General features: G+C 40.3%; 12 protein-coding genes. 3 read left to right on the top strand and 9 right to left on the bottom strand.

From position 1 onward, the window contains the following. Positions 1-140 precede the first annotated feature (140 nt). The 4 genes from EO116_RS06535 to EO116_RS06520 form a co-directional block, all read right to left on the bottom strand. On the bottom strand, positions 141-1,163 hold the full coding sequence (locus tag EO116_RS06535) for a glycosyltransferase family 4 protein (RefSeq protein WP_127061521.1): 1,023 nt from the start codon (positions 1,161-1,163) through the stop codon (positions 141-143). Positions 1,164-1,355: 192 nt separating this feature from the next. Beyond that, on the bottom strand, positions 1,356-3,080 hold the full coding sequence (locus EO116_RS06530; RefSeq protein ID WP_127161148.1) for a phosphoglucomutase: 1,725 nt from the start codon (positions 3,078-3,080) through the stop codon (positions 1,356-1,358). A 1-nt stretch (position 3,081) separates the two neighbouring features. After that, complete coding sequence (locus tag EO116_RS06525; RefSeq protein ID WP_127161147.1) at positions 3,082-4,074, bottom strand: YitT family protein; 993 nt, start codon at positions 4,072-4,074, stop codon at positions 3,082-3,084. A 124-nt stretch (positions 4,075-4,198) separates the two neighbouring features. Further along, positions 4,199-4,573, bottom strand: a complete 375-nt coding sequence (locus EO116_RS06520) for a RidA family protein (protein WP_009353332.1) — start codon at positions 4,571-4,573, stop codon at positions 4,199-4,201. A gap of 130 nt (positions 4,574-4,703) precedes the next feature. Between EO116_RS06520 and EO116_RS06515 the strand changes: the two genes are divergently transcribed. Next, the gene (locus EO116_RS06515) at positions 4,704-5,207 is read left to right on the top strand and encodes a methylated-DNA--[protein]-cysteine S-methyltransferase (RefSeq protein WP_127161146.1); all 504 of its coding nucleotides are present in this window, start codon (positions 4,704-4,706) and stop codon (positions 5,205-5,207) included. Between the two features lie 2 nt (positions 5,208-5,209). Here EO116_RS06515 and EO116_RS06510 read toward each other — a convergent pair whose 3' ends face one another. Genes EO116_RS06510 through EO116_RS06500 form a run of 3 tightly spaced genes read right to left on the bottom strand, consistent with a single transcriptional unit; the run spans position 5,210 to position 8,390 of the window. After that, positions 5,210-6,103: a hypothetical protein gene (locus EO116_RS06510; protein ID WP_127161145.1), complete on the bottom strand. Its 894-nt coding sequence runs from the start codon at positions 6,101-6,103 to the stop codon at positions 5,210-5,212. Between the two features lie 4 nt (positions 6,104-6,107). Beyond that, positions 6,108-6,920 carry a hypothetical protein gene (locus EO116_RS06505; protein ID WP_127161144.1) on the bottom strand — a complete coding sequence of 271 codons (813 nt, stop codon included), beginning with the start codon at positions 6,918-6,920 and terminating at the stop codon, positions 6,108-6,110. 12 nt (positions 6,921-6,932) lie between these two features. Beyond that, complete coding sequence (locus EO116_RS06500; RefSeq protein WP_127161143.1) at positions 6,933-8,390, bottom strand: nicotinate phosphoribosyltransferase; 1,458 nt, start codon at positions 8,388-8,390, stop codon at positions 6,933-6,935. Between the two features lie 213 nt (positions 8,391-8,603). Between EO116_RS06500 and menA the strand changes: the two genes are divergently transcribed. Then, positions 8,604-9,509, top strand: coding sequence for a 1,4-dihydroxy-2-naphthoate octaprenyltransferase (menA, locus tag EO116_RS06495; protein WP_127161142.1), 906 nt, complete (start codon positions 8,604-8,606; stop codon positions 9,507-9,509). A gap of 176 nt (positions 9,510-9,685) precedes the next feature. Beyond that, positions 9,686-10,507, top strand: coding sequence for a MetQ/NlpA family ABC transporter substrate-binding protein (locus EO116_RS06490; protein WP_127161141.1), 822 nt, complete (start codon positions 9,686-9,688; stop codon positions 10,505-10,507). 269 nt (positions 10,508-10,776) lie between these two features. Here EO116_RS06490 and EO116_RS06485 read toward each other — a convergent pair whose 3' ends face one another. Both EO116_RS06485 and EO116_RS06480 read right to left on the bottom strand, forming a co-directional pair. After that, positions 10,777-14,535, bottom strand: a complete 3,759-nt coding sequence (locus EO116_RS06485) for a YadA-like family protein (protein ID WP_164726094.1) — start codon at positions 14,533-14,535, stop codon at positions 10,777-10,779. Positions 14,536-14,890: 355 nt separating this feature from the next. Further along, positions 14,891-26,524 (bottom strand): ESPR-type extended signal peptide-containing protein, encoded by an 11,634-nt coding sequence (locus EO116_RS06480; RefSeq protein WP_127161139.1) that lies wholly within the window; start codon positions 26,522-26,524, stop codon positions 14,891-14,893. Positions 26,525-26,811: the final 287 nt, after the last annotated feature.

Here is a 26,811-nt window from a genome sequence, read left to right as displayed (position 1 = left end):
AAGACCGCGGTATGTTCCTGAACAAACATTATGAAATACCGTTTGTGAAGGAATATGCCGCGGTCTTAATTTATGAAGTAATAAAAAACGCCATATGCCCCTCAGAAAATCTTCTGAGGGACTCCTGGCGTTTTGCATAGCTATTTACGAACGTCGTTGTCTTTGGATATAATCCCAATTTTTGTTGCGGTCCACACACATGCACAAAGTATAACAAGCACTAGCAAGACTCCGATAACAAAGTTTGCTTTTGCCGCCACGATAGACACGCAACCTAAGAGTGCCGTAATGGCATACATGAGCAACACTGCTTGTTTTTGTGTGAGCCCCATCGCCAGTAGACGATGATGCAAATGTCCTTTATCTGGTTGGAATACAGGGCGTCCATTAATACGTCGACGTACAATGGCAAATAAAGTATCTAAAATTGGTAATCCTAACACAATCACAGGTACCACCAATGCCACAGTCGCTGCCGTTTTTACACTACCCATGACAGAGATAGCTGCCATGGTATAACCCAATAGCATACTGCCTGTATCACCCATAAATATTTTGGCAGGATTAAAGTTGTAGCGCAAGAATCCGCAAGCCGCCCCAGCTAATGCCAAAGTAATGCAAGCCAATTCGATTTGCCCCATTTGCAAAGTCACGATACAAATCGTAATACACGCAATGAGAGAAATCCCTGCTGCCAATCCATCTAATCCATCAATGAGATTCACAATATTCGTAAACCCTACAATCCAAAATACCGTTAACGGTATAGCAAAATATTCTAAATACAATAGATGGTCACCAATGCTAATAAAATGCACCGCATTGCCAAACAGTGGCAACATAAGAGCCGCCAAAATTTGTCCCATCAATTTTGTTTTGGGACCAATTTGCTTAATATCGTCCCAAATCCCTACTGCTACTAGGATAATTGAACCTACAATCAATCCTTTGATAGAAGACACATCTTTCACACTATACAGCAAAGATACCATATAGCCAATATAGATGGCCAATCCACCTAATCGTGGAATTGACACTTGATGCACCTTACGTGCATCTGGTTTATCAATAGCACCTACCTTAACAGCAAATTGTTTCACCAAAGGTGTGCAAATATACGTTACTACGAGAGCAATGACAAAGGCCCATAAATATACTGTCATTCCACCACCTCCATACGTGGTATTTCATGATTATAACAAATGATTGTCAATAGTCTGTTATTCGAATACTTAGTTCATTGTATATAGACCATATTTATTAATTATATCAGTTAAACACAGGACATACAAGAACAGACTCAGTAAGTACATGGACTCCCTTCTCTTCATGGACATGTTAAAGACGGTTACCAACTAAACAGATTTTGTTACTAACCCTTCAATAATGTGTTTACCATCTTCCATCAGCTGCGCCAGCCCTTCTTCGCCTAAATAGGACTCTGCATACATTTTATATAAGTTTTCTGTACCTGATGGTCGTGCTACAAACCAACCTGTATCTGTCACAATTTTAACACCATCGATAGGTTGTTCTTCAAACAAAGAGGTCGTACGAATATCTAGAATCGGACTGCCTCCTAATTTTGTCATAGCCACATCACTAGGTTTCATACCTTTTAAAGCACTTTTTATTTCCGCTGTGCAAGGCATATCCACACGTTGGAACACCGGTGTTCCCCATTGCGCCGTCACATCTACATAGTGCTGTGCTGGAGTTTTCCCTGTAGTGGCTACCATTTCCACAGCTAACAGACCTAGAATGATGCCATCTTTATCTGTAGTCCATACAGTTCCATCTTGTTGCAAGAAGGACGCTCCTGCACTCTCCTCAGCTCCAAGACCAATGCGTCCATCAAATAATAAAGGCGCAAAATATTTAAACCCTACTGGCACTTCATACACGGGATGATTAGAGTCTTTGCAATAGGCATCCATCAAGCCAGTAACAACGGCTGTTTTACCAATACCTTTCCCTTCCCACGGACGAGTTTCATTCAAATATTTAGCAGCTACTACTAAATATTGATTTGGTGCTAACAAACCTTCTTCTGTGACAATGCCATGACGATCATAATCCGGATCATTTCCAATAGCTAGCACATGATCACCTAAATGTTTCGCCACCTCTGCCATAGCATATGGGGAAGAACAGTCCATACGAATCGCTCCATCATGGTCATAGGACATAAAACTAAATGTTGGATCATAGTCACTATTAATAATGGTAAAATTTAGATTATACTCCTCAGCAATGGCATGCCAATAGGCTCCTCCACTGCCACCTAACGCATTAATTAACACCTTTGGATTGGCTTCTTGGATTGCTTTCATATTGATAATCTGCGGCAATTCTTTTACATAGACCATTTTAAAATCATATGGTTCTAGATATTGTCCCGCTTCCTCTACAGAAATCGCAGCAGGTGCTACTGCTTTCTCTTCTTCATGATGACAGCAACCACAATGAGCACTTTCATGAACGCCCACTAGATGATGAAAAGAAAATCGTTGAATGCTATCCAACCCTTTTTGTAAATATTCATTAGCCAAAGCTTCAATCCGTTTAGTTACTACTGTATCTGCTGGACCCCCATGAGGTGGGTTATATTTTATGCCACCATGTTCTGGCGGATTATGTGACGGTGTAATAATAATACCATCTGCTACATTATCTTTCGGTGTATTTGCATTGTGTCGCAAAATAGCACGAGATACACTTGGAGTAGGTACAAATTCACGATGTGCGTCCACGCGTGTTTTCACACGATTTCCCAACAAGACTTCAATAGCTACTTGCAAGGCTGGCTGTGATAAGGCATGTGTATCTTGTCCAATATAACAAGGTCCTGTGGCGCCAAATTCTTGGCGTACATCACAAATCGCTTGTACAATGGCTGCCACATGGAGTTCATTAAAGGTCCCTTTGGATGCAATCCCTCGATGTCCAGACGTACCAAAGCTTACTCGTTCTTCTAAAGTCTCATGATTAGGAACAATGCGAAAAAAGTCTTTCACAATTGTATCTACATTAATAATATCTTCTTTTTTTACAGGTTGTCCTGCCAATGGATGTACCATATTATTGTTCCTCCTTATGCTCTTGGGAAGGGATTTCATGTCTTGCCATTTGCACTTCATGAATCATTTGCTCTGCTTCAGCCGCTTTCACTGGATCACAGGTTTGCAATACCCGTTCTACAGCACCATTAGTAGACCTTGCCGAGAAACCTGTGCCGATAACCTCTGCTGCATCCGTAATGACCATAAATGCTGTTGGATCTTCCGCTTCTACGGCAGCTTTCAAGCGAGCCACTTGCAATAAACTTACTACTACCATAATAACCTGTTTAGGCTGATGTGTATAGGCGCCTTCTCCATTCAAAATCGTAGCACCACGACCAATTTTATCAATGATTAAATTACAAATCGTCACTGGTTTATAGGAGATGATAAACATCGCCTTTCGTTGGTTAAATCCAGTAATTACCTTATTGGTTACCATCGCTGCTAAATAGGTACTAATCAAAGTAGTCGCTGCCGCTTCAATATTAATAACAATAGCACCAACAATAAGAATCATCATGTTGATACCGAATAAGATACTTCCAATTTGTAGTCCAAAGCGATTGCGAATAATCATAGCAATGGGATCCATACCACCCGTATTACCGCCGCCACGATAGACGATACCAAGTCCTAATCCAGAAAATAAGCCCCCTAAGATACCTCCAATAATTGGATTATGGGTTAATTCCAACGTCGCCAATGGAGCCAATAGATTAATCAAGGTCGACATAATAATGGTACCTAATATGGTAATTCCTAGGTGCCAACGTCCTAACCATCTCCATGCCGCGTACAACACTGGTATATTCAAAAGAAAGTTAATAGAACCTAAACTTACTATACCTTGTGTCACATAATAAATAATCAAGCTAAGACCGCTAATACCTCCACTCAATAATTTGTGAGGTACAATGAATCCCTGCACCCCTACTGCAAACACAGTAGAGCCAAGAATAATATGTATAATGGCTTTCACCGTACTTAAATATTTGGGTTTGTTTAACATAATTCCACCTATTCTATCACTACTTTCATCACCATTTTACCATAAGCAAAAAGCTGCCACATTACAAGGATAATGTAACAGCTTTTTAGTATGTATTAGACCGCTTATGGTATAATACGATATACTATTCTGCTAGGGCAATCACTTCTACTTCTACTAAGAAGTTAGCTGGTAATGTTTTGACTGCCACACAACTACGAGCTGGTTTAGAGGTAAAATACTCAGCATAAATAGCATTAAATTTAGCAAAGTCACCCATATCTGCTAAAAAGCATGTTGTTTTTACAACTTTAGAAAAATCAGTGCCTGCTTCTTTTAAGATAGCTTCGATGTTTTTCATCGCTTGCAACGTTTGTGCTTCCACGCCACCTTCTACTAGAGCGCCTTGTGCTGGATCAATACCGCCTTGACCAGAGATAAACACAAAACCATTTGCTTTGTAAGCTTGAGAGTATGGTCCTAATGCTGCTGGTGCTTGCTCTGTATACACTTGTTTCATAGTTGTCCCCTTTCATTACCATAAGACATTTATAATATACCATTAGTATAGCATGTAATGGTATCGAAGTGTAGCTATTTTTCATACTTCTATTGTACTTTATTTGCATACCTCTATAAGGAGTACCTATATGTCTATTATTTATACTACTTATGAAAGCCCTTTGGGCACTCTTACACTATATGCCACCGCATCCGCCTTAGTAGGACTCACATTTCCAACTCAATCTGTAAATTTTCAAGCCCCAGTGGTCATAGATGAAACAATTTCCTCCCCCATTTTACAACAAACTAGCCAGTGGCTAGATCAATATTTCGCTGGACAAGTCCCAACTATGACAATCCCCTTAGCACCACAGGGTACCACATTCCAAGAAAAAGTATGGTCCCACTTACAGCATATTCCCTACGGCACATCCCTTACCTACGGCGAGCTAAGCCAACGTGTATTTAACTCACCCACACCCAAAGGAGCCCAAGCCATCGGATCCGCTATTGGCGCTAATCCTATTTCTCTTATTATTCCCTGCCACCGTGTCCTAGGCAAAGGAAAAGCCCTCACGGGGTATACCGGAGGGCTGTCCATTAAACGAGCTTTGCTATCCATTGAACATATCGATTTTATAGATAAGTAGGCTTACTTAATATGTTGTAACATCTCTAGGAAGTACGGCTTAAAGAATGTTCCTTCCACTTCACTAGTTCCCATTACAATCGTTGTTAAATACTCTGGCGTTCCCACTAATGCTATCCGCAAAAAGGCAGGGTATTGAACCCCTTTTATATCATAGGTCATAGTTCCCGCAGTTGTCATCGTACCATATTTACTATTTGGTAACGTATGTAATGGCTCTAAATTCCGTAATCGTATTTTTGATGGAATCTTATTCTGAGAATAATCAATATCTCTATCTTCTAGAATATTAACATGATATTCCTTTAAAAAGGCATTCGTGTCATTTGTAAACGCCTCCATTTTCGCAGGTGAAAATCCCTCTTTTCCATATGATTCTAATGAACTCATCAGCAACTCTTTAGGCAGTGGAAATACAAGAACCCAAGCTGTATTTACACCATACTGATCCGCACCTTGCAATTCATAGACATCCATATAACGACCTAGCTTAAGTCCTTCTTTCATGTTCTGCATTCGTGCATAGTCCTTCACTTTACCAACGGTAGTACCCACTGTACCTAGGTTAGCATACATATATCCTTTTCCTACCTGAGCTAACTTTGAAGAAGACAATTGTTTAACAGTAATCTCTGGCCCTATTGTCTGCCGCAAATCGATCAATGGATTCTGCTCTAGTAGTGCATCGAACTCTGCCATGATTTCGTCACCAGTTGGACGTTTTTTCTCGGTATCTAAGATAGTGCCTGAAGGAACTCCTACTTTCCCCTTTGCCATTGGCTTAGTACTAGCTATTGCACTATAGGTATCATCATGTACCTGTGCAGACACTTGCCCATAGCCCATCATAAGGCTAGTTACTAGGATAGCCAGTCCCGTTTGTTTCCAAAATTTCATTGACTTATTCTCCCTTCACACCTAACAGACTCTTGATAACAGGATTCCAATAGGCTCTCGATGTATCAGCCGTTGTGATCCATGTGATAGATACCCCATCTTGACCATACCGTCCTACAAAACTAATATACGCAGGTAACACAAATCCATCTACATCTAATTGTACTCTACCATGCGTATACAACCCCTTATCACCTTGTAGGCGCACAGGTTTCATCATCTCTCCATCCAGAAATCTTACGTTTACCAGTGGTAATACGGCTCTCAAAATCTCAGTACTACTGAACTCTGGCTTAGTACTTATAACGAAGGGAGCTAAAGCGGCGCCATTCTTTTCTAACCGCTTTCCTCTCATAAGATCCACATTGTAAAGTCCAATATTTTGTACTTCTTTCACTGTTTTGTTATATAATGTTTCCCCTACAAATTGTGGCGCTATCGTAGTTCCTTTATATTTTATCTTCCACACTTCAGCCGCTTCTGCACCTGTCATATGAAGGTGTATCAACTCTGCCGTATGTAAGCCCCGCTCATCACGCCCTTGCAACTGATAGCGTTGACCACGTTGCATTACGTTTTTGACAATTGTATCTAGCACCTTAGCCTCTGTTTCATCTATATGCCAATCATTAGAAGGTACTATACTAACTGTATCTTCTTTTTTTATAAAACCTTCCATTAAATCATCATGATTAGCTACCGAAATATGGCTAGGTAACTCTACACTGCTTTGCCCATCCAATGCAATTGATGCTGCATTTCCTGAAAGCATCGTCCCTACTAATGCCACACTAGCCATCACACATTTCCAATTCATAATAACTCCTTTCTAACTAGGCTCCCCCACTTTTTCCAACAACAATTTAGATTTCAACTGATGCAATTCTTCGCTGATGTTGACTTTCACCTCTGGTGCTCGGCGAAGTCGCAAAAATTCTGGCCATAGCAATTGAATTTGTTCTTCTCCATAGGCTTTCACTTGTGCCAAGGTTGGTACATCGTACACTAATTCTCCATCTACGAAGATAGGTACTAATAATTCTTGTACTCTGAAAGTATTTGCTTTTAACACTGTTTGTTTCCATGGATGAAGCGGATTTTTAAACACATAGTCCTGTGTGGTGTCCACTGTTTCGTGGTCCAAACAAATTAAATCACCGATGAGTTTGTTATTTCGTGTATTGATGAGGCGTAATACCTTTTTCTTGCCAGGATTCGTCACTTTCTCAATATTGTCAGAAAACTTCATGGCTGGCATAAAGGTATCCCCTTCCCATTGACCTGCTAATTTGTATACACCACCTAAGGCTGGTGTTTCATCGGCAGTAATCAATTTAGTGCCTACACCCCACGCTGTAATGGCTGCCCCTTGTTGTTTCAAGTCTGCAATTTTGTATTCATCTAGATCATTGGTAGCAAAAATTAATGCCTCTTTAAACCCTGCCTCATCTAGCATCTTACGAGCCTCGATGGATAAGTACGCTAAATCGCCACTGTCTAAGCGAATGCCATAGATAGGTGGCATCGTGCCCCCACGACGTTCACGAATCTCTTGGAACACTTGGATGGCCGCAGGCACACCTTTATGTAGTGTATTATATGTATCCACTAAGAACACCAAATTATTTTCGTATTGGGCTGCATACGCACGGAATGCATCAATTTCAGTAGGAAAACTCATGACCCAACTGTGTGCCATAGTCCCTACAGGTCGCATACCGTACAAAGCAGCACTGTACACATCACTAGTGCTATCAAATCCACCTATGAAAGCCGCTCTAGCACCTTGCACGGCAGCACTCACACCTTGCGCTCTTCGCATACCAAACTCTGCTACTCCATCCTTGTCAATAACAGATCGGATACGGCGGGCTTTGGTCGCAATCAAGGACTCATGATTTAAAAACATCGATAATGCAGTTTCCAATAAAATCGCCTCATCCTTGGCAGATTCTACTCGAAGTAACACTTCCCCTGGGAATACCACAGATCCTTCTGGGGCCGCATAGATTGTTCCCGTAAAGCGAAACGTGCTTAGGTATGTCAAGAATTCTTCTGTAAACACACCAGTTTGACGTAAATAGGTAATATCGTCCTCAGAGAAACGCAAGCCTTTCACATACTCGATAACTTGTTCCAATCCAGCGACCACAGTATAGGCGCCTTGAAATGGATTGGTCCGGTAAAAGCGATCGAACACGCAACGAGTACGATGTTTGTTTTGTGTAAATAAACCTTGCATCATGGTAAATTGATACATATCTGTTAATAGAGCATGTGTAATCATGAATAACTCCTGTTCTTATAGGTCTACCCTATAGCATACTAAGCACTTTTCTATGACAATTTGAATACTATGCCTATCGTCTACTTCCTTCTATTATACTCTACTATTACATTTCATGTATAATTGTTTTTCTCCTTATTGTTTGTCATAATCTCCTATTTAGGTTAGAATGATACCATATATTATATAACTTCTAATGATGAAAGGATGACTATGAATCTGTCACAATTTTTTGCATTAATTCGCCCTCGTACCTTAACGGCTGCTTTCAGCCCCGTTGTGTTAGGGGCCGCTATGGGGGCTACGCAATTTGAAACCGTACAACCTATTTGGCTATCCTTGGTGTATACCGTAGGCATTCTAATTTGTGTGTTAAGCGCGCAAATCGCAGCCAATATTTGGAATGAGTATTTCGATTTTAAATCTGGCCTTGACCTCACACAAGCAGCTGGAAATAGTGGTTCCATCGTCCGTGATGGCATCGCCCCTACTGTGATTAAACGTTGGGGATATATGACGACTATACTTCCACTCATCTTAGGCATTGCCCTCGCTAAGGCTGTCACATGGTGGTATATTCCTGTAGGCATGCTTTGCATACTGACTAGCATCTTATACTCTGGTGGACCTAAACCCATTTCTCGTACCCCTTTTGGTGAACTCGCCTCTGGTCTTGCCATGGGGTTTGCTATCGTAGGCATAACCCTCTACGCATGGACTCACACCTTGCACTGGACCTATCTGATTCCTGCAATACCATCCACCATCTTAATCGGTGCTATTATGATGACTAACAATTTACGAGACTTTACAAACGATGCGAACCACGGTCGTCGTACCTTAGTCATTCTTCTTGGCCGTGAAAGAGGCCTCCAACTGTTACAAGGGCTCTTCCTCATTAGCTCTCTATGGATACTAATATGGACTATCTGTGGAGTTATCCCATGGCCTTCCTTAGTAGCTTTACTTTCCTTACTGCCTGCTATGAAAGTCATCCATATCTTTAACACCTATGCGGATCCAATACGGTTAAACGAGGCTATGAAATTTACTTCTATTTCTTGTACACTGTATCACTTCTTGTGGGCCATAGGACTTCTTTGTAATACAATCATATAAAACTAGCATTCTTTATGAGGGGAGTCTTTATTACTTTCATAGTAGTAGCCATCTAATTCATAGTCAATAACTATAACGCCTTAGATATATAATATATTTTACTTATAACAAAACTCTTGTTATACTAAGCAAGTAGAAATTCACTATGTAAGTACACAAAGAAAAGGAGATAAGACATGAAGAAATTATTTAGTTTAGCCGCTACGGCTGTATTAGGCGCTGCCTTATTATTAGGTGGCTGTGGTTCCACTGGCACTAGCTCCACTGGTTCCGATGCAGGTAAAACATTAAAAATTGGTGCTTCCCCAGTACCTCACGCTGAAATCCTAGAGCAAGTAAAACCAATCCTTGCTAAAGAAGGTATCAAATTGGAAATCATTGAGTTCAGCGACTATGTACAACCTAATGTATCCTTGAACGACAAAGAAATTGATGCGAACTTCTTCGCTCACATTCCTTACCAAGAAAACTTCAACAAAGAAAAAGGTACTCACATTGCAACAGCAGGTGCCGTACACATCGAGCCAATGGGCATTTACTCTAAAAAAGTAAAAGATTTGAAAGACGTACAAGATGGCGCTCAAGTAGCTATCCCATCTGATGCAACAAATGGTGGTCGTGCATTACTATTACTTTCCAAAGCTGGTTTAATCACTTTGAACGATCCTAACAGCATCTCTGCTACAGTACAAGACATCAAAGACAATCCTAAACACTTGAAGTTCGTTGAATTAGAGGCTGCTCAATTACCTCGTACGTTAGATGATTCCACAATCTCTGTGATTAACACAAACTTTGCATTAGGTGCTAATCTGAACCCAACAAAAGATGCATTATTCTTAGAAACTAAAGATTCTCCATACGTAAACATCGTATCCGTTCGTGAAGGCGATGAAAAACGTGATGAAATCGTAAAATTGATCAAAGCGCTACAAAGCCCTGAAATCAAAAAATTCATCGAAGACAAATACAAAGGTGCTATTCTTCCAGCATTCTAATGGAATCACTTAGAATAGACTCCTTCAAATAAAAATAAACACCAACAACTATCATACATACTTAACTATACAACAACAGAGGCAAGTTGATTCGCTCAACTTGCCTTTGTTCTCTTTATGTATAATACAATATAACTGTAACCCACTATATCAGCTTTCATAACTGCTAATTGTATATGTAATTATAACAGAAAAAATAACGCATACTAATATATAATAGGTTTAAACATCTGTTCAAAATAGAAAAAGGGTCCCGAAGGACCCTTTTATTATTTACGAACCATAGCTCGTAATTCTTGCATTTCTTGTTGTAATGTCACAATATCTTGACGTAAGTTATTATTTTCCTCTGTTAGAACTGTAAGTTCACGACCATAAGCTTCTTTCAGAGCTACCATTTCATCATGCAATACTAGCACAGAAGAAATAGGGCCATTACGATAGCGTTCTGGTACAGCTTTTTTCTCTGGACTATTACCAAATTTGAACGTTGCACCGCCATTCACCATAGTGTCACCACGTACCATAGATACACCAGCATGGAACATAGTAGATTCTTTAGTATAATGAGCCACACCTAATGCTACGGCATTCACATTTTTATAATGTCCTACGCCCGCCATAATTTGTGTTGGTTCTAATGGATCATATTGAATTGGTTTTAATGCAGATAATGCAGCACCTAGCGCATCGCCTCTACGACTTTCCTTGCGTAATTCTTGTAAATCACTACCAAGTTCACCAATTTGACGCTCTAATTTTTCATAGTTATGATTATCTCCTTTAGAACCACCTTCTAAAGATTTGCGGAAATCATCTTCTGTTTTATTTTCATTACCTTTGATTTCTTTCCAATATTCATAAGCAGATTTGCCTTTAGCGCCATCTTTACCGGCTTTCCCAGCATCACCTTTGTCGCCTTTAGGGCCTACTACGCCAGATTCACCTTTATCGCCTTTAGGTCCTGCTACACCGTCTTTACCGTTGGCTCCTGTAATGGCTTTGATAAAGTCATCCTGCGTTTTATTTTCATTGCCTGGCATTTTACTCCACACTTCGAAAGCAGATTTACCGTCAGCACCAGCTTCACCCTTAGGTCCTGCTGCACCGTCTTTACCGTTGGCTCCTGTAATGGCTTTGATAAAGTCATCTTGTGTTTTATTTTCGTTACCTGGTATTCCTTTCCACACTTCGAAAGCAGATTTACCATCAGCACCAGTTTCACCCTTAGGTCCTGCGATACCTTGTGGACCAGTTTCTCCACGTTCACCTTTTAGAGATGCTAGGTACTCTTCTTTTGTTTTCTCTCCGTTACCTGACATTTCTTTCCATACTTCGTAGGCAGACTTACCATTTGTACCATTCTCACCTTTAGCACCAGGATCACCCTTATCACCTTTGAAGTCAGGATCACCTTTCAACTCATCCTTATTCAAGCTGAATGTGTATGTTTTACCATATTCTCCTTCATCTTTTTCAGTGATTTTGATACCCTTTTCAGCTTTTAATACATCCTTCAAAGAAGCCGCTGTCAATACAGGGCTTGTGGTGGATGTAGCACCATCCCCTTTGCCACCAGTCGTTAAGGTTAAATGCCCTTTATCATTACTGCCTAAGGAAATATTCATCACAGGATTATCAAAATGTATACCTGTGAAAGTCGGTGCTTTCAGCATGCCAATTCGCAAGATAGAGTCTGTTGGATCCTTGTAGGTAATCAAGTTGTCAGAGCTATATAACGTTGGCGCTGCATACTCACTTTTACCATCTGGAGCTTTTGCGCCAGCTTGTGGAGCCACTCCATATACAGTATTTGCCTTACCTTGAATCTTAATTTCTTTATCCCCTGGCGTATACACACGTGTGTCCGGAGTAGCATCAGACACGGTACCATCTGCCTTAAACGGCACATCATTACCTGCCAAGATTGTATTACGTTTTTCTAAAGCTTTTAACTGCGCTACATTGACAGCGTCCGTATCTTCTCCACCAGCTGCTACATTAATGATTTGACGGGTTTTACGATAACCAGAAAGACCATTCCCTACAGATACAGCTGAGTCAGTCGCTTTCCATATGCTTCTTTCTGAACTTGGTACTGCTGCCTCTGCTGCAGCATCAGCAAAATGAGATCCATGTAAGGATGGATCATAGCCACGATTAAACGTAGAATTTACAGCCCGATCTGCATAAGAGCCTGTGCCTAATGCAACACCATTTCTAACTACTGTTTTGGAGTCCATCCCAATACTGATTCCAGCATATGCTTGGTTGCCACTTTCTCCAACTTTACTATTATGACCAATAGCTATAGATCCATTTCCATGGGTCTCTGTGTGAGCCCCTACAGCAATAGATCCAAATTGATACGCATGTGCACTATATCCCACACTGACTGACTGACTTTCATCTGAGTTTGCTGAATCACCAAGCGCAGTAGCTCCTAATGCACTAGCTCCAATTGTAGCCGCGCGACCTACTGCCACACTATTCTTACTTTCAGCTCGAGCCGAACCACCGATAGCCAACGCAGAATTTCCTGCTTTTGCACCTTGACCCACAGCTGTACTATTTTCACCTAATGTACTTGTGCCTTCCCCTATATTGACACTCCTCGTACCAGTCTTATCAATTCCAATACCAATAGCTACTGTATTTTTTGAGTTTTGACCGATTTGTACATTACGCCCAATAGCAATGGCGTTTTCACTTTCCGATTTCGCTCTTGGACCAATGGCAATCGCCCCCTCTTTTGTGGCAGTATTATTCAGTTCATTGCTATCTACACCAAGGTCACGGCTTTTAATAGAGATATATCGTGGTTTTTCTCGTTCTAAGCGATTACGAAGCACCCGTAGTTGTCCTACTGTGGCAGCATCTGTATCTTCATACCCTGCTGCTACATTCGTAATTTGACGAGTATGTTGTTTTCCATCTTTTATACCGCCTACAGACACCGCCCCATCCGTAGCATTCCAAGCACTACTTATAGCATCATTACCCGCTTTATTAGCTTCTTCTATCGCTGCTGCATAAGCCTTCTCTGCATCGACCAGATCTTGATCTACTTTAGTTTTTTGCGCATTCGCAGTTGCTATAACTGCAGCATCTTTACTTGCTTCCGCTCTTTTAACCTCTTCTTCTGCTTGTAGTACTTTATAATTAGCTTGACGAATTTTTTCATATAAGGCTTCAAGCTTTGGATTATCCGCCCCAGCTTCACCAACTTTATAATGTGTATTACTCATTGGATTATAGCCAATATAACTAGCCGTTTTCCCTGATCTATCTGCAATGGAGTTAACCCCTATAGCGACAGCTCCATCTACTGTAGCTTTAGTTTCTTTACCGATAGCTATACTATTAGTCCCTGTACTTTCACTTTGGAGACCTATGGCCACCGTAGATTCTCCAGTCCCTTTTGACTCTTTACCTATAGCTAAACTATTGGTTCCCACACTTTCACTCTGTGTACCTATAGCTATAGTAGATGCTCCAGTTGCTTTTGATCCTTTTCCTATGGCCGCAGTAGATTCTCCAGTTGCCTTAGCTTCCTTTCCAAAGGCCAAACTATTCGTTCCTATACTTTCACTTTGTGGGCCTATTGCTACGGAAGATTCTCCGTTAGCTTTCGCTTCTTTACCAAATGCTAAACTATTAGATCCTACACTTTTACTTTGTGTGCCTATGGCCACCGAAGATTCTCCATTCGCTTTAGCTTCTTTTCCTAAAGACAAGCTATTAATCCCTATACTTTCACTTTGATCCCCAATCGCTACAGACGATTCTCCGCTAGCTTTAGAATTTTTACCGATGGCAACAGCATGATTCGCTTCCACTTTAGAAGTATCCCCTATTGCGATGGCAGACGCACCATTAACTGACGCTGTGCTTACAATAGCTACAGATTTTTCTCCTGTAACTTGTCCACTCTCTACAAAATGGGAATCTCCCTCTGCATAACCTACTGCATGACTTCCCAACACTAACATACTTGCCACATACACTGCTACTTTTTGTTTCTTCATGTTGTTCCTCTCATCTTCCGATCTAGTCATCTTGCTCGGCTAGGTCTTGTATCAATCAAGTTGAAACAGAATTAATTTTAATTTATTATATACCATTTGTGTATACTATTCAAATTGAATTTTTTAAATTTTATTCATGTATGTAACATGTTCACTAGAACATATATAAAAATATTTTTAGAAGTTTCTTTACATTTCTACTCAGTTTATTTAGGGATAGCAAGCATATAATCCTTCCTATGTTCATATACATGTGATGCTGTATCTGAAATAGGACTAATTTATATGCTCACACACCCACATTATTACTAAGCTTATCCTATTTACACTCAATAACTCAAATGTAATCTTCTTATCATTTTTCACTTAATCGTTTGAATAACTCAGCAATTTGTTCTTGTTGCTTTTCATTTAACTCTTTCAATAGTTCTACCTGTTTTTCTAACCCTTTTATCGTTTTCAACTGTTCCTTTTGTACTCTAGTCTGAGCTTCTAAGGCAGACACTTTGTCTTGTAATGTGTAGGATGCACTGATAGGTCCTTGACGAAATGTGTCTTTTACAGCCGTTTCATCAGCACGTGCGCCGAATTTCCAAGTCACGCTAGCGTTCATCATAGTTTCATCTCCATGACCATTTAAGGATGCTCCTAGGTGGAACATTGTGGATTCGTTTTTGAAATGATTTACGCCCAATGCTAATGCGCTAGAACCTTTATAATGTCCTACGCCTGCAGAAATTTGAGTTGGCTCTAATGGATCGTACTGAATGGTCTGTAATCCTGCTAAGGCTGCTGCTTGTGCACCTATACGATTCATACGGTTATTCACATTCATCACCGCATTAGATACGCCTTTCAACTGAGATACATTAACCGCATCTGTATCAAGGACACCTGGTGCCACATTTGCCATCACTTGACCACCTGCAGAAATACCAGATTTCATCACTGGATTTCCATTTGCATCTACCATTGGTTTTTTTGTATTAGGGTCAACCACGATTGTTGGAGAACCGAAGGATACTACTTTCGTAGGATCTACTACTTCTCTACCATCTTTATCAATGATAGGGTTACCATTCACATCTCTTACTTTAGCCGTTTCCGGAGTTACCACCAATCCATCTGGAGTAAATGCAGTAGATTGTGCCGGTTTCACTGGTTCAGGTTTTGCATCAGCTTTTGGTTTACCATTTTCTAGGTTATCAGCTTTATAGTATTTACCATCCACTAATACTAACGGATTACCTTTTTCATCCTTAGGTGTAGGCGTGTTGAAAGTCAATCCTGTGCCAGTCAATCTAGATGTAGGACCTTCTTGGATTCTATCATTAGACACTGGATTCAATGGTTTAGCTTCTGTAGCAGGTTGACCATTAGTCACCAATTTACCAGTAGTATCTTTGATGGTACCTGCTGGATATGGTTTTCCATCAATGATGACAGTACCTTCAGGATATACTTTACCTTCTTTAACAACCGCTTTTTCAGGATAGTATTTACCATCTACTACTTTCAATGGGTTGCCTGCTTTGTCAGTTTTACTTTCAAAGTTAGCGCTGTTCAATTTATCTAAGTCTTTAGCTAATTGAACGGACAATTTACCATCTGTGTTGAATACGCCGATATTGCCTGTTGTTGTGGCATCTTTCGCTACTGGTTTACCTGTATCTTCACGGTTACCACCAGTCAATTGTACGGTAGAGTTCAATGGTTTGCTGATAGATTCGCCGTCATCACCTTGGAAACGAAGTCCGTCATCCATAGTCGCAACGTCACGAAGTTTACCATCTGTACCTTTGTATTGGATACGATCCATAGTCGGTGCATCTGCAATTGGAGATTTACCAGCTTTTGGTGTCACCACAGTGTTACCATTTTCAGTTTTCACGTCCACATCTGCTGGAGCATACCATTTACCATCATTGGCATGAACTGCATCTTTCGGTGTATCGTTCAAATCAGCTGGTGCTTTTGCTGTAGAAATATCTACTTGAGAAGCATCTTTACCATCTTTACCAGCATCTTTCAATGTTAAAGTACCTTTACCATCTTTAGCTGTAGCAGATACGCCATCGTTACCTTTAGCGTCTTTCACAGCCATAGCGCCATCTTTACTTGGAATTACATCCGCTGGTGAAACTGGTTTAGCAGTCTCTTTTAGTTGTTTTGTCACTGGATCAACGTCGGACTCTTTGTAGTACTTGTCGCCTACTTTCACAAGGTTGTTACCATTTTTATCAACTGCTGTGCCGCCAGTTGTGACAGAATCAATTTTAAGATCTCTATTCACATCTACTTTGACAAATGTAGTTTCTTCCTTAATACCATCCATATTAACTCCATCTACAGTTACCATAGATACGTTTGCGTTAGCGCCATCTACGAATTTCACATGATCATTAGGATTTACTTTATCGTAATCTTTTCTTTCTTTACTGAAATCTTTATCAGTCTCTCCAAGACCTATATGCCACCCCGATGCTTGAATCGCATTAGCAACTGTATTACCAGTTACAACACCAGAACCAGTATTAGTAATTGTATCTTCCTTAGGATTAACACTTAATGGAGTACCTACTAAATTACTATGTTCATCTTTTCTGATACTTGTGACGTTATCATCTTTATCTACCTTATAGAAATTATTTCCAACTCTAAGTGCTTTGATTTTCTTACCATTTGGACGAGTGATCGTTACTTTATTCGTAACTTCCCCTTCTTTGATGCCTACCGTAATCTCACGAGTGCCGTCAGCCAATGTGTTACCAGTAATTTCAATGCCGTTACCACCTTTGAAATCTACTACGTTAGCATTTTTCACCACATCTTTGTAGCCATTGCCATCTTTCGCAGATACAACCCAACCCATATTTTGTAGGTCTCCTACTGTAGCTGCTGCATTTTTGTTGACAGGCGCATCAGCTGTGCCATTCAAGTCTACTAAATGAGCATCCTCAGTTTTTGGTTTTGTATCTGGTACTGCACCTGGTTTCGTTGCTGTGCCTTCTGGAGTTGTTGTAACCACATTTGTATTCAACGTAGAACCTACACCTATAATTTGTGTCGGTTTGCCATCTTTCGCTGTGATATTCAACGCAGAAGATGGTTGCGCATCAGCAGCATTGTTCGTAGCCGGCTTCGCTGCTTCTGTTTTCATCGTTACAGGGCTTACTGGTGTAACAGGTGTTGTTACATCCACTGGCGTTGCATCTTGTTTAGGAGCACCGTTCACCACATCAGCTGGGTTGTAGTACTTGTCGCCCACTTTCGTGTACGTATTACCTTTGCCATCTGTGTATGTATTCGGGCTACCTACGTTCAATGTGCCTGTATCCACATTGGTGAAAGTCACATTATCCTTTGTAGCGTATGTAATTTTACCATTTACATCCTGCTTCACAGTCAAGTTATTGCCTGCTACCATTTCCACAGTATTGCTTGGTTTAATTAACTCCCCATCATCCTTAGTTCCAGTAAGTTTTTCTCCCCCCTCAGCAGATGTTTTTAAGTTGAATCCTGCATTGTTAATCGCTTCCGCTACATTTTGTACGGTAGCCACTTTGTTCAATCCTGCCTCATCATGAGCTTTTTGAGCTGCGTCTACTGGTGTTTGTTTAGCTGCTACATCAGCTTTCTTATCTGCCACAGCTTGTTGTAATGCTGGGTCCTTCGGATTAGCTGCTAATGCTTTTTCTGCGTCTTTTAAAGCTTCTCGTGCTGCAGACAAGTCTTTTTCAGCAGCTGCTAAGGTTTCTTTTAATTGTTTAGCTGTAGCTGGATCTGCAGGTGTAGCAATAGCTCCTGTTTCCTTATTATCCGTACCTACTGCTGGTTTCATTTCACCTGTAGTTACTTTTACGCCATTTTCGTCAACTGTTACAGAACCATTAGCTGCTTTTACATTAAATGTAACATCACTTGCCGTGTTACCCTCACGAGTTGTTACCACCGCGGTAGTACCAAGGCCATTTACAAAATTTACTGTATCATATGATTTTACAAAATCACGAGATTCCCCATTGTTTTGTAAGTTCCAACCTGCATTTAATACGTCAGATACTGTGGCTGCATTGTTACCAATATACTTAGGATTTGTTTGTCCATCTTTTGTTTTTGGATTTGCTAATGCTGCCGCTTCTTTTGCTGTTAATGGTGCTTTATTAATATTGCCACTATCAGGAGTTTTACCTACCACAGTTCCATCTGGTTTTGTAATGTCTTCTGTTCCATCATTTACATTTGGGATGTTGTTCTTCACATTTTTCAATGTAGTTGGACTTGTTGTACCTTCTGGTCCATTGATAGATGTAACCACATCATCTTTTGAAACTTCTGCACCAGATCCATCTGGATTTTCAAAGAATTTAAGTTCTTCTTTTCCAGTATCTGGATTAGTAACCATCTTAGGATATACTTTTGTTCCATCTGCTTTAGTATAGTTCACAGGTGTTACAGAGTTATTAGTAGATACTTGATCATCTACTTTCACAGTGATAGTACGAACACCATCCACAGTTTTACCAGATACGTTGGCTGTCCCTTCGCCTACAAATTTCACTTCATTTGCATTTTTCACGGTATCTGTATAGGCCTTGTCTGTTTCTCCTGTTGTTTTGTCAGAAGACACAATCCACCCCATATTACGCAAATCGCCTACCGTAGCAGCTGTGTTATCGCTTACTTTTGGTTTTGAACCATCTATTGGAGTCGATAAGTCTACTAAACCATGGTTCGCTTTTGTAGAACCTGGAACTTCTTTTCCATCTACTGTATCACCGTATTTTTGTAAGCCAGATGTTACATTTCCTAATTGTGTAGGATCTGTAGTTTTCTTATTTAGTTCAGCATCTGTATTTTTAACATTTGGGTTCACCAAAGAAGATGTTAATGGGTTTGCAGTTGTATCAATTGGTTTGATAACGTTTCCATTTTCATCCACAGGATTACCATCTTTATTCACCTTCGTACTTGGCTTACCATTTGCATCAATTGGTTGACCTTTATCATTCACTGTATAATAATCGTCTCCAATTTTAGATACTGGTGTTCCATCTGCTGTAGTGTATGTGACAGGTAAGCCTGTTACATTGTACGTTACATTGCTTGTGGTTCCATCTTCAGATGTAGTAACCACAGCTGTTGTGTTCACACCATTTACAAAGTTCACAGTATCGAATGGTTTTACGAAGTCTTTTGCAGTGCCGTTATTTTGTAAGTTCCAACCTGCATTTAATACATCGGACACTGTAGCTGCATTGTTACCAATATACTTAGGATTTGTTTGTCCATCTTTCGTTTTTGGATTTGCCAATGCGGCTGCTTCTTCCGCTGTTAATGGCGCTTTGTTGATGTTTTCTACATCTCCTGTTTTTTCTATACCATCAGGATTTGTAATTGTTTTGAATCCATCATTCACATTTGGAATGTTATTTTTAACATTGCTTAAGGATGTTGGACTTGTTGTTCCTTTTGGTCCATTGATAGTCGTTTTTACTGGACCTGTTACATCCGCTCCTTTTCCATCTGGTTTTGTATTAAAGATTTGGTTACCATCTTTATCTTTCTTACCAGTTGGATATACTTGGTTGCCATCTTTATCTGTATATACCACAGGTGTTACAGCATTGTTCGTAGACGTTTGGTCATCCACTTTCACAGTAATAGTACGCACACCATCCACTGTATCACCAGATACGATGGCAGTACCTGCACCTACAAATTTCACTTCGTTCGCATTTTTCACTGTATCAGAGTACACATTAGTCAAATCACCGGTCTTTTTATCGGCAGATACAATCCATCCCATATTGCGTAGGTCACCTACAGTAGCGGCTGTATTGTCGCTCACTTTTGGTTGTCCATTTTCTGGTTTGGATAAATCAACTAAGCCACGGTTTTTATCTGTTGTACCTGGTACATTATCTCCATATGTATCTAAGCCAGATGTTACATTAGTCACTTTCACTGGAGACGTACCATTAGGACCAGACACTTTCAAGTCTCCCGCATCTGTTTTAGACAACTTAGGACCTTGATCTCCACCTACTTGTACTGTATCAAAAGATACATCATTTTTAGTGGTAAATGTAAATTTACTACCATCTTGTGTAATCTTGATGTTTTTATCCGCTTCAAAAGTAACTTTGTCACCTGATTTAACAAGTTGATTAGTGGCTTCTTTTCCTAATTCTCCATCATTTGTTTTCGCAGATGTAGCCGTCCATGCTGCATTGTTGATAGCATTAACAACATTACCTACCGTAGCGACTTTATTTTTATCACCATTATTGGCTTCCACAGTACCTGGTTTGTCACCTGTAGTAACATTATTGATCGTACCTGTGTTAACTTTCACACCCGCATCATCAACAACTAAAGAACTATCTGCTGGTTTTACAGAAATTGTATTTCCTGTATCATCCTTTTGTAAACCCTTGCCAAGATTTACACTATATTTTACAGTAGATATTTTGCCATCTGTACTTGCCACTGTTGCAGTTGTCCCCTCGCCATCGATGAAGTTTACAGTATCATATGCTTTTACGAAATCTACTTCAGTTCCATTGCCTTGTAAATTCCAACCAGCATTCAATACATCAGATACAGTAGCGGCATTATTTGGATTGATATATTTGTCGCCATCTTTATTTGTTATATTTGGTGCTCCTTGAGATTTTGTCGCATTGCTTGGCGCATCTGCTGTATTGGCAGTATCGCTATTTTTTGTATCAGGAAGGTTAGATTTTATGTTAGACAATGTAGTTGGCGTAGTTGTTCCTTTTGGTCCGTTCACAGAGGTAATGACTTCTGTACTTGGAATTTCTTTACCTGTACCATCTGGATTTTCAAAAAATTTAACAGTCTTAGTTCCATCTCCATTATCCACTTCTTGAGGATATACTTTCGTACCATCTGCTTTCGTGTAATTCACAGGAGTCATAGTTTTGTTGATACCTGTTTGATTATCTACTTTTACAGTGATAGTACGAACATTACCCTCTGTTTTACCAGATACAATAGCACTACCTTCGCCGACAAATCGTACCTCATTAGCATTTTTTACTGCCTCAGAATATGCAGTGGTAGTTGTTGTTCCCTTAGCGCCTGTTGTTTTATCGGAGGACACAATCCAACCCATGTTGCGCAAATCGCCTACAGTAGCAGCATTTGTATTCGCTACAGAATTATCATTAAGATTACGCAAACTATTTTTAGCTAGTTGTACACCATTTACTTCAGGATCTGTATAGTTAACTAAATTACTTGTTACACTAGTAATTGGGTTCCCACCATTATCCAAACCATTATTAGTTAAAGATACTGGTTGTTTACCATTAGTAGCAGGTGTAATTGTCACGCCATCACTATTGATTACAGTTTTATCACCAGCTTGGTTTTTAAATTCAGCACTTGTTAGACCAGTTAATTCTTTTTGTAAAGAATAGATAAAGTTTTTACCATCTTGTTTAACGGCTAAATTGTCACCAGCTTTGAAAGTTACTGTATTACCTGCTTTGATCAACTCTGTAGCAGCACCAGACACAATACCAGAGCCATCTTTATCTGCTGTCGCTTTCCAACCCATTTCTGTTAAGGTATTCACCAATTGATCAGCAGTCACCAATTTGCCATTTGTCGTATCCGCTGTTGGCACGCCATCAGCTCCTGTTGTTAGGCTTGCTATTTTTGGTTTTAATGTGATCGTATCCTCTGCTGCGCTCACTTCTAGCAAAGTACCATCGCTAGATTTAACAGTGAAAGCAATCCCATTTTCTTTATTTAATGCTTGTTTCTTAGTTTCTGTAGCAGCATTATCATCTGTTTGGCCTTTTAATTGGATAGTATTGTTCGCTAGTTTATGGAATTGACTACCGTTAATAGCATCTTTGGAATCTGCAGAAACATCTCCATCTTTTACATTTGTAACTTTCACTGGATCTGTACCATTAGGGCCAGATACTTTAAGGTCTCCCGCATCAGATTTACTTAATTTAGGGCCTGTGCTGCCACCTACTTGTACAGTATTGAAAGATACGTCATCTCTAGTAGCAAAAGTAAATTTACTACCTGCTTGTGTAATCTTGATGTTCTTATCTGCTTCAAAAGTAACTTTGTCGCCTGCTTTCACAGATTGATCTGTTGGTGCTGCGCCTAACTCACCAGCAGCTGTTTTCTCAGAGGTAGCAATCCACGCTGCACTATTCACAGCATTTACCACAGAATCTACAGTAGCAATTTTACCTTTGTCACCATCTTTTACTTTCACAGTACCAGAATCAGCACCAGTTATAACAGATTCAATACCGCCAGTGACAACTTTTAATCCAGCAGTATTGTCAGTGGTAATCGTAGTACCATCTGTTTTAACTTTTAAGCCATCATTTGTTACTTCTAAAGACTTATCTGCTGTATTAACGGTTAAACCAGCATTTGTTGTTTTTAATGACTTATCCCCTGGATTAACCTTAACTCCATCGGTTCCAACAGTTAAGGATTTGTCAGCTGCGCTCACAGTGATTTTGTTGGTCGCATCATCTTTTTTCAAGCCATTGCCAAGGTTTACGCTGTATTTCACTGTAGATGTTTTACCATCTGCACTTTCCACAGTAGCTGTCGTGCCATCTCCATTGACAAAGTTCACTGTATCATAAGGCTTCACGAAATCTACCGCTTTGTTATTACCTTGTAAATTCCAACCAGCATTCAATACGTCAGATACAGTGGCTGCATTGGTCGGATTCACTTGATTCGCAGCATTCCCTAACATTGGGGCTGCTTGGGATGTAGTGGCATTACTTGATCCTGTAGTTGCATCGTTATTTTTAGTGCTCGGCAAATTACCTGCCACATCAGAAATCACATTGCCACCATTATTCAAACCTATCGTAGTTAATGAAACAGGTTGTTTCCCCGCAGTTACTGGAGTGACTGTCACTCCAGCACCATTGATATCAGTCGTATCACCTGCATCATTTTTAAACTGAGCACTTTTTAGCCCCGTCAATTCTGGGTTCAAGGAATATGTAAATTTAGACGTTACACGTGTTCCTGTTTGACGGTCTGGGTTATCTGGATCTTCATACACTGGTCTAGATGCATCTTCTTGATGTAACACCAAATTATCACCTACACGAATTTTCACTTCATCACTAAGGCGAATCTTATCGATATTGCCTGTAGCTGTTCCAGGGTTTTCTCGTGTTGTTGTTTTACCATCCGCAGAATGTACTTCAGTTCCTTTTGTAGCTAGCGCTCCATTTAATTTCAATACACCAGAGCTAGTTTTATCTTTTTCAGCTTCTACAGACCAACCATTAGACATACGCTTTGTAATGGAGTTCAACTGAGAACCATTAATAGCATCCGTAGAATCGTCCGCAATTCGGCCAGCTGCTACATTTTTCAATTGTCGCTCTGCCCCTGGTGAACCAAAAGAAACTACGTCACCTTCAGAAGTATTTGTGCCACCTGCCCAATAGAATGTATAAGCTACTTTTTTACTATCAAAGGGTACAATTTTACCTTCATTATCATAAGAAATATCTGTTTGACGAGTACCAATAGAATTCATATCAGCTCTAGAACCAGTCCCGATAGCTACCCCATTTTGTAACTCAGAAATAGCGCCTGTACCTAAAGCTACACCACCTAATTTTGTCACACGAGCACCTGTACCAATCGCCGTTCCTAAATCTCCAGTAGATAAGGAATGTACCCCCATAGAAATAGATCCATGACCATTTTTATTTGTTGTTGAGGAATAATCTAATGTAGTTGTATTTAAGGTACCTCCATTTGTTAACTCTCCATAAGCTTGTTGGATAGTACCACTAGTGTTCTCCATTTCTACCGAACGGATGGTTCGTTCAATTTGTTCTCCGCCAATGGTCTCTGTCTTTTTAGTGGATTTGATAATCGTGTGGCCTTGTGCATCTTTTTTCTCTTTTTGATAGTTCACAGTTTGTGCAGCTACCTTAGTAATTTCGGAACCACCAATCATAATGGAGGAATCACCTTGTGCCTGTGTTCCTAAGCCCATAGCAATAGCACCTTGCTCACCAGAAGCAACAGCACCTTGACCTACCGCAATATCTGCCACTTTTTTAGCTTTTGCCAATTGACCTACGGCTACAGAAGCTTCAACTGCTTGGGACTCATCACCAACAGCAACGGCAGAACCTTTTGATACTGATTTATTACCCACAGCAACAGCATTTACATCTGCTTGAGAACTATAACCAAAAGCTACTGCAGACTCCTTTGCTCGTGCAGCTGTACCAGCCGCTACTGCATAATTACCTCGTGCTTCCGAGCCCATACCAATGGCGACTGCCGCCTCTGCATTCGCCACTACAGAAGCACCAGAACCGATGGCTGTAGCACCAAAAGCACCTTTTCGAACGATAGAGTTTGTACCAATCGCCACGCCTAATGGTGTAGTTGAATGTGCCTGCATGCCGATTACGGTTGAACCATCTTGACCATAGCTGGCTCGCCAAGATCTATCTAAACCTACACCTACAAGCTCCTTATATTTATCGGCAATCGTAATAGGTTGTCCATTTTTTCCTGTCCCTGGAGTTACCTCAGCATTATAATCATTGACGCCTTTAGCCTCTCCACTATCAGGATTTTTAGCTTTAAAATATTTCTTTTGGTCATAGGCTTGAATATCATTACCACCGATAACGATAGAACCCATACCGGCTACAGATTGCGCACCAATGGCTACTGATTGGTCACCAATGGCACGGGTGTTACGGCCTAAGGCTGTACCTTCATTAATATCTACGCCTTGAAACGAAAAGAACCCTTCTGACTGGGCCTTTCCTGTTTTTTTGAAATAATCCAATTTACTGGTAGTCCCACCAAAAGCTTTCACCAATACAGTTGCATTATCATCTGCATCTGTACCAACGCCAAGAGGGTTTCCATCATCCCCTACGGAGCGATACCCTACCCCTGCACCAGCACCGACCGCAACTGAATTGTTAACGGCAGTATTATCCTTATTAAGTCCTGTATAGGCATTTGTACCAATAGCTACACTACCGTCATCTCCCCGTCTTCCCGTACTAGCATCATCTTTTTCATGACCATTTCTATTACTTCCCGCCATGGCTTTAAAGCCAATGGCAACACTACGTCCCCCACCTTGGTCACGGCTTTTTGCATCCTTACCAATGATGATATCTCCCACTTGTTTGGCAGTTGCTGAGTTACCAATTGCTATTGTATCAGCTGCTTTTGCATATGCTTGCGCTCCCAAGGCTAAGACTCCTTCTTGTTCTGCCTTCGCTGAGTTACCTATAGCAATTGTATTTTTAGCAGTAGCTCTAGCCTCATATCCTAAAGCTGTAGCTCCTTCTTGATTCGCAAAAGTTTTTCCACCGACCGCTGTGGTGAACTTATTCATTGATGTTGTACTACTACCCAAGGCAACACTGAATTCATTCGATGCATTTGCAGCATTACCGATAGCAATGGAATTCTCACCACTTGCTTGACTTCTGGAGCCTACTGCCACTGCTTGCTTATTAGTTGCATTAGTTTGTAACCCAATAGCAACTGACCAGTTACCAGTAGATTTAGATCCAAAACCTAAGGCAATTGCACTGTCTTCTGTAGATTTTGCTCCTTTACCTATGGCCACACCATTGTTCTTCTCAGCTTTTGTTTCTTGCCCCAAGGCTACAGCACCAGAAGCACTAGCTGTAGCCGTTTTCCCCAAGGCCACAGCACCAGATCCCCCTGCAGTCGATTGCTCTCCAAAAGCAACACTCTCATTTCCCCCTGTGCCTGCCTGATTTATAGTCGCACTGACTGTACTTGTCATCACTGAACTCACCGCCATAGCCATAGCAGCAGAGCTAATGACAATAGCTTTCGCCTTATTGCGACCTACTCGTTTTGCTAGTTCTGATACAACAATATAACAACCTTTTGTTTTACTCCAAACAACTTTATAAATATGATTCAATGACATATAGCCACTCTCCTTTATTAAAACTATCAATACCAGAGTAGATAATAGATACCATTTTTGTATACAAACCTTTATAAAAAAACGACTATAACTCGATCTGTGATGAAGCTATAGTCGGTTAATACATAAGTTTACTTATATTTATAAATTTATAAAGGTCTTGCATTTCTTACTTTATCTATATTTAATTTTGTTATCCTTATTATATATTCCACTTTTGATTTTTTTCAATACAAATTATCTTGATATTCAAAATTGGTATAATTACATATTTAAACAATATATAC

This window comes from Veillonella sp. VA137 (assembly GCF_003992015.1).
Lineage (GTDB): Bacteria > Bacillota > Negativicutes > Veillonellales > Veillonellaceae > F0422.
The sequence above is the reverse complement of the archived record's forward strand: the minus strand, read 5'-3'. Positions and strand labels throughout refer to the sequence as shown.